General features: G+C 52.8%; 5 protein-coding genes. 4 read left to right on the top strand and 1 reads right to left on the bottom strand.

Features of this window, described 5'->3' with window-relative positions:
* Window positions 1-517: 517 nt before the first annotated feature.
* From rapA to IEW52_RS13640, 4 genes are read left to right on the top strand one after another with little or no spacing between them, the layout of a single operon-like run.
* Entirely contained in the window at window positions 518-3,391 is a 2,874-nt protein-coding gene (gene rapA, locus IEW52_RS13655; protein ID WP_188630630.1) for an RNA polymerase-associated protein RapA, read from the top strand.
* A 12-nt stretch (window positions 3,392-3,403) separates the two neighbouring features.
* Window positions 3,404-4,069, top strand: coding sequence for an RluA family pseudouridine synthase (locus tag IEW52_RS13650; protein ID WP_188630629.1), 666 nt, complete (start codon window positions 3,404-3,406; stop codon window positions 4,067-4,069).
* Window positions 4,070-4,073: 4 nt separating this feature from the next.
* Entirely contained in the window at window positions 4,074-4,925 is an 852-nt protein-coding gene (locus IEW52_RS13645) for a DUF3530 family protein (RefSeq protein WP_188630628.1), read from the top strand.
* Window positions 4,879-5,829, top strand: coding sequence for a D-2-hydroxyacid dehydrogenase (locus IEW52_RS13640; protein ID WP_188630627.1), 951 nt, complete (start codon window positions 4,879-4,881; stop codon window positions 5,827-5,829). Before IEW52_RS13645 ends, IEW52_RS13640 begins: the two co-directional genes overlap by 47 nt.
* 59 nt (window positions 5,830-5,888) lie before the next feature.
* On the opposite strand, the gene djlA is transcribed toward IEW52_RS13640, so the two are convergent.
* A complete protein-coding gene (gene djlA / locus IEW52_RS13635; protein ID WP_188630626.1) occupies window positions 5,889-6,695 on the bottom strand; it encodes a co-chaperone DjlA in 807 nt (268 codons plus the stop codon).
* Window positions 6,696-6,720 lie beyond the last annotated feature (25 nt).

Raw genomic sequence — 6,720 nt, 5'->3', positions numbered from 1 at the left:
CCGTATTGTTCGTCAAGCGTTGATTCAAACTTTGTTTCGTTCGTTTCAAACCCTTGTGACCGTTGGCGTGTTGCCCCGTGTCAGTGGATGCGCATTATAGGGAGCCAGAGATTTAGCGCAAGGGCTTTTGTGATAAAAACACGCCTTTCACACTCAACCGCTCAAACACCCAGCATCAACACATGTTATCTACAGAGTTACCCACAAAAAACCGCGGTAAGTCGACCGCTTTACGTCATACGAGATAAGCGACGAGCGAAGTGAGGTGTTCTTCTTTTACCTTACGGCGCAAGACGTATAACGGATATAACGGCGTTTTCTGAGGTAGTCTTTAATATCTATATATAGAGGGAGATATCCGAGCAAGTCAGAATGACAGCCACAGGAACGGTATTTATCCTTAAGCTTGGTGCTGAGCGTTTGGTGCTGTTCTTTTGGTTTTCGCGGGTGCGCCCGTGGGTTGCTTACGGTAAGATAGCGCCCCTTTTTTACTCCCCTCTTCAGCTTGGAGATTTGAATGCCTTTTTCCCTCGGCCAACGTTGGATTAGTGATACAGAAACCGATTTGGGACTCGGCGCCATCGTGGCTATCGATGTGCGTATGGTGACCATGCTATTCCCGGCCTGCGGTGAAAACCGTATGTATGCCATAGGTGATGCGCCCATTACTCGAGTCATGTTCAATCCGGGTGATGTTATCAGCAGTCATGAAGACTGGGAGCTGGAAGTCACTTCCGTTACCGAAGAAAGCGGCTTGCTAATCTACCACGGTACTCGCCTGGATAATGGTGAAGCTGCCAGCCTGAGGGAAACCTTTCTTAATCACTTTATCAAGCTGAACAAACCGCAAGAGCGACTGTTTGCCGGTCAGATTGATAAAATAGGCCGTTATAATTTGCGTTATCAGGCGCTGATGCATCAATTCAATCGCCGTCGTTCTCCACTACGTGGCATGGCAAGCGGCAAGGTCAGCCTGATCCCGCACCAGCTGCATATCGCCAAAGAAGTGGGCACTCGTTATGCGCCCCGCGTCTTGCTGGCCGATGAAGTGGGTTTGGGTAAAACCATTGAAGCGGGCATGATCATTCAACAGCAGTGGCTGTCGGGTCGAGCCAACCGTATTCTTATTCTGGTACCCGATGCACTTATTCATCAGTGGCTGATTGAGATGATGCGCCGCTTTAATCTGCATTTTGCCCTGTTTGACGAAGAACGTTGTGTTGAGGCCTTTGCCGATGCGGCCAACCCGTTTGATACCGAACAGTTGGTATTGTGCAGCCTCGACTTTATAACCAAGAAGCGTAAACGTTTTGAACAGTTGCATGAAAGCGACTGGGATCTATTGGTGGTCGATGAAGCTCATCACCTGATTTGGGATGCCGAGCAACCCAGCCGCGCATATCAGGTAGTGGAGGCGCTGGCCGAAGACACCGCCGGCGTCTTGCTACTGACCGCAACCCCGGATCAGCAAGGCCACGAGAGCCACTTCGCCCGACTGCGACTGCTCGATCCCGAGCGTTTCTATGATTACGACGCCTTTCTGGCAGAAGAAGAAGAATACCAGCCACTGGCCGCCGCCGCAGAAGCCTTGTTATCTGATGAAGCGATAGATGAAACAGCCTTGGCACGTCTGGCTCCGTTTATGGACGATATGGATGGCAGCGCGCTAAACGATGCAGCTGCACGCCAGCAGCTATTGGCACAGCTACTAGACAGACACGGCACCGGCCGTTTGCTGTTCCGCAATACTCGCCACGCCATTAAGGGCTTTCCGTCCCGTGTATTGCATTTGCATCCGCTGCCGTTACCCAGCCAATATAAAACCGCCATTCGTGTCGCCGGCATGATGGGTAGCCAGCAAGATACGGCGGCACAAGCCTTACAGGCCTTGTATCCGGAAGAAATCTATCGCCAGTTTGAAGGCGGTGACAGCTCCTGGACCCAGTTTGACAGCCGCGTGGAGTGGTTACTGGAATATACCAAGGCCAGACGTAACGACAAGATTTTGGTCATCACCGCCAAAGCAGGTGTAGCACTGGCATTGGAAGAAGCACTGCGGGTAAAAGAAGGCATTCGCGGTACCGTGTTTCATGAAGGCATGTCGTTGTTGGAGCGCGATAAGGCTGCGGCTTATTTTGCCCAGCAGGAAGGCGGCGCTCAGGTGATGATTTGCTCCGAGATTGGTTCGGAAGGGCGTAACTTCCAGTTTGCCCATCAGCTGGTGTTGTTCGATCTGCCGCTCAATCCCGATTTGCTGGAGCAACGCATCGGTCGTCTGGATCGTATTGGCCAGTTACACGACATTGATATTCATGTGCCCTACCTTGAAGGTACCGCGCAGGCGGCACTGACCCAGTGGTATTATCAGGGTATGGATGCCTTCGGCAAACCCAACGCCGTGGGTCATCCAGTGTATCAGCAGGTATCGGAGCCATTACTGGCGCTGCTTGCCGATCACGGACAGGACGAAACCGTGCTGGCACAGCTGATAGAAGAAACGCGCACCTTGACTCACCAGTTGAACAGCCAGATGGAGCAAGGCCGCGATCGATTGCTGGAGCTTAATTCCAGCGGGGTGATCCTCAAACGTGATCTGGCCGGTGAATTGAGCGAGGTTGATGAAGATCCCACTCTGGCCATCTTTGCCATCAAGTTGTTTGATGAAATTGGTATCCATCAAGACGACCGTGGTGAAAATGCCATTGTATTGCGCCCAACCGAGCAAATGCTGATCCCGAGCTTTCCAGGCTTGCCGGAAGATGGAGCCAGCATTACCTTCGACCGTGATACCGCATTGAGCCGTGACGACTTGCAGCTGCTGACCTGGGATCATCCCATGATCCGCGGCGGTATCGATTTGGTGTTGGGCTCCGAAATTGGTACCACTTCAGTGGCGATTCTCAAGAACAAGGCGCTGCCGGTCGGTACTCAGTTTCTGGAACTGATCTTTGTGGCCGAGTCGGCGCACAATGCTCAGCTGTATCGTTTCTTGCCACCCGCCCCTATTCGCTTGTTACTGGATAAAAACGGTAATGATCTGGCCGACAAGGTGACCTTTGAGTCATTTGATCGTCAGCTTAGCCCGGTGAACCGTCATTTGGCGAGCAAGCTGGTCAATGCTTCCCAGACCATTATTCATCATCTGTTACAACAGGCGGCCCCGAGTGCCGAGCAACAAATGCAGGTATTGGTCGATCAGGCGCGTAAACAAATGCATGAGTCGATTGGTCAGGAACTGGCTCGCTTGCAGCAGTTGGCCAAGGTCAATCCGAACGTGCGTGACAGCGAAATTACTCACGTACAGGAACTGCAGGACGAGTTGGACAGCTTGTTGAATAATACGCGCTTAAAACTGGATGCGATTCGCTATATAGTCGTCAGTCATCAATAAGGACATAAGTAAATGGCGTTATTGCATTACGATCCGCCGATGGATCCCCAGTTTGAGGTCTTGTATCAGGATGACAGCCTGATCGTACTGAACAAGCCAACGGGCTTGCTCAGTGTGCCGGGCCGTGACCCCGTTCATTTCGACAGCTTGTCGCTGCGGGTGATGCGGGTTTACCCTACCGCTCAGGTGGTACACCGTCTTGATATGGCGACCTCGGGGGTCATTGTGATGGCACTGCACCCCAAGGCGCACCGAGAACTGAGCCGGCAGTTTCGCGAGCGCGAAACCGCCAAGTGCTATTACGCCTGGGTGCATGGCAACCCCAAACGGAGTGCTGGCAGTATTGATTTACCCCTGTGTTGCGACTGGCCCAATCGGCCTCGACACATGGTGGATCATGAAAATGGCAAGGCGGCGCTCACTCACTGGCGCTGTCTGCGCCGGCTGGAAGACCGCAGCTTGATCAAGCTAACGCCCATAACGGGGCGCTCTCATCAGCTGCGTGTGCACATGAAAAGTATGGGGCACGTTATTTTAGGGGATAATCTGTATGCCGAGGGCGAAGCGCTTACCATGGCACCTCATTTACAGTTACATGCGGCCGAGTTGGAATTTCGCCATCCCAAGAGTAAAGAATGGATGAAGTTCACCGCGCCAGCTCCCTTTGATATTAGCTGATGTGATGATGTTCAGGCGCCAAGGATTAACGGGGTGGGCCTTGCTGGCCACCCTGCTGATATCGACTCCCGGTCAGGCCCAACTTGACTGGTCGGGTGTTGAACAATACAGCGTCAATGCTCGCCTGCTGCAATATCAAGCCCAGAGTCGACCTGCCGGCACCTTGCTTATCTGGCCCGAATTGAACCAGACCCACCACTGGCTGCCCATTGCCCACGAGTGGCAACGACGCGGCTGGCAAGTGCTGTTACTGCAAGCAAGAGCACAACAGCAACAATTTGATCCCACCAGTGAACAACCCTCACCTCGGCAAAACCAATGGCTCGAACAACTGGGCCTGCAGCTGAGCAACTTATTACCCGATCATCCCCTGCCTACTAAAGAGCTGGCTGGAGAAGAGGATAAGAACACAGAGCAAGCAGTGAGTTCCCCTTTGGTGGTGATCACCGAAGGCAGTGCCGCACTCTGGTTTCAGCAGTTGGTGGATGGTGGTGCAATTGCGCAGCCTCAAACATTGATTTTGTTTGACGCCTTGCCCTACCGCTTTAGTGAACAGCAAATGCTGGCCATCAGCCTGGCCCGCAGCCCCTACCCTATTCTCGATATCTTCAGTCGCCCCGACAGTCCTCTGGCCTGGCATAATCAACAACGCCGACAGCAGCAACTCAACCGGAGAGAGAAAACCGGTTATGCCATACAACGTTTTCATGACTCAGCACTGTTGAACAAGCAAATAGCGGGCTGGCTGGTACGGCTAGGCTGGATAGCTCTACCACCCAGTGCACCGGATTATTTAAAGGAGCAACGCCGTGAAATTGGTATTTCTAGATCGACAAACGCTGGCACCAGAAATTAGCCTGCGCACACCTGGCTTTCCTCATCAGTGGCAAAGTTATAACGCCACGGCTCCCGATCAGGTTGTTGAGCGTTTGCAAGACGCCGACATCGTATTGATTAACAAGGTGTGTCTTAACGCAGAGGTATTAATCCAGCTGCCCCGACTTAAGTTGGTAGCACTGGCGGCGACCGGGAGCGATAACGTCGATCTCGACGCCTGCCGCCAGGCAGGAATTGCCGTATGTAACATTCGCGATTACAGCAAAAATTCGGTACCGGAACACGCCTTGTCATTAATCATGGCATTGAATCGCAACCTGCATGCCTATCGCAGTTCTATCATCCAGGGTCGCTGGCAACAAAGCGGACAGTTTTGCTACTTTGACTATCCGGTGAGAGATTTGGCAGGACAAACACTGGGGCTAATCGGTTATGGCACCATAGCGCGTGATGTAGAAAAACTGGCATTAGCACTGGGCATGAAGGTAATAGTTGCGGCGCGTAAAGGGCAAACGCCCAGAGAAGGCAGGGTAAGCTTTGAGCAACTGTTAAAGGATGCCGATGTAATCAGCCTGCATTGTCCGCTTAATGAAAGCACCCGGCATTTAATTGCCGAGCAGGAATTCAAGCTCATGAAAGACGATGCGATCCTGATCAACGTCGGGCGCGGTGGCTTGGTGGATGAAACCGCCTTGTTGTGGGCATTAGAACAACAGCAAATTGGTGGTGCTGGATTTGATGTCGTCACGGCTGAGCCGCCGGCTGCGGATAATCCATTAATGCGCGCGCTCGCCTATCCCAACTTTATACTAACGCCACACATCGCCTGGGCCAGCCGAAACGCCATGCAACGCCTGGCAGATCAATTAATTGATAACGTAGAAGCCTTTGTCGCCGGCAAGCCACAACAACGGCTGGTCTAAAAACCGGGGACTCGGGATTAGGGACGAATCCCTGTTCCCCGGTCCCCAATCCCGGCTTGTCAGCGGATATTGCGCACGGCTTTAATGGTTTCCCAGGCTTGCTGGATGTCCTGGGCTTTTTCCTTGGCCATGTCCATCATCTCTTTTGGCAACCCCTGGGCCACCAATTTATCGGGGTGATGTTTCGACATCTGACGGCGATAGGCGCGTTTTACTTCACTGTCTTCGGCATTGTCTGCCACTTCCAGAATACGATAGGCATCGCGCAGGCGGTCTGCAGATGGCTGAGCTTGCCGACCTCCGCCAGCGTGGCCAGCACCTTGATGAAAACCGTGCAGCTGCGCTTCGGCAAACGCCAGTAACTGTTCCAGCTCGGCTTCGGAAAAACCCAGTTCACGAGCGATGGTCAAAAGCAAACGCCGTTCGGCCGGATGCAATTCACCATCGGCAAAGGCCAGCTGCAGCTGCACCTCCATAAAAAAGCGCAACAGGTTGCGACTGTCTTTGACTCGCCCACGAAACCGGCGCAAGGTTTCCTGCAAGGGAAAATCGGCATGTTTGCCTTCACGAAATGCATTTTGCGCCTGTACGCGCAGTTCACCCTGCAGGCGCATTTGCGTCATTAATTGCTCGGCCAGGCGAATTTCTTCACTGGATACCTGACCGCTCGACTTGGCCATGTGCCCCATGGTGGCAAAGGTGGTATAGAGAAATTCTGTCTGTGCGCTTTTGTTGAAAACCCAGGCATTCGCCAGCTTTTTATCGATGATATGGCCTAACCATAACCCCAGCAAGGCACCGGGCAGATTGCCAATCAAGAATCCGAAAATGCAGCCAATCAGTTTGCCTTTAATGTGTGCCAGCATCCTTTACCCCTCAAGCATGTACATC

Origin of the sequence: Oceanisphaera marina (assembly GCF_014643915.1) — a bacterium.
Classification (GTDB): Bacteria; Pseudomonadota; Gammaproteobacteria; order Enterobacterales; family Aeromonadaceae; genus Oceanimonas; species Oceanimonas marina.
The sequence above is the reverse complement of the archived record's forward strand: the minus strand, read 5'-3'. Positions and strand labels throughout refer to the sequence as shown.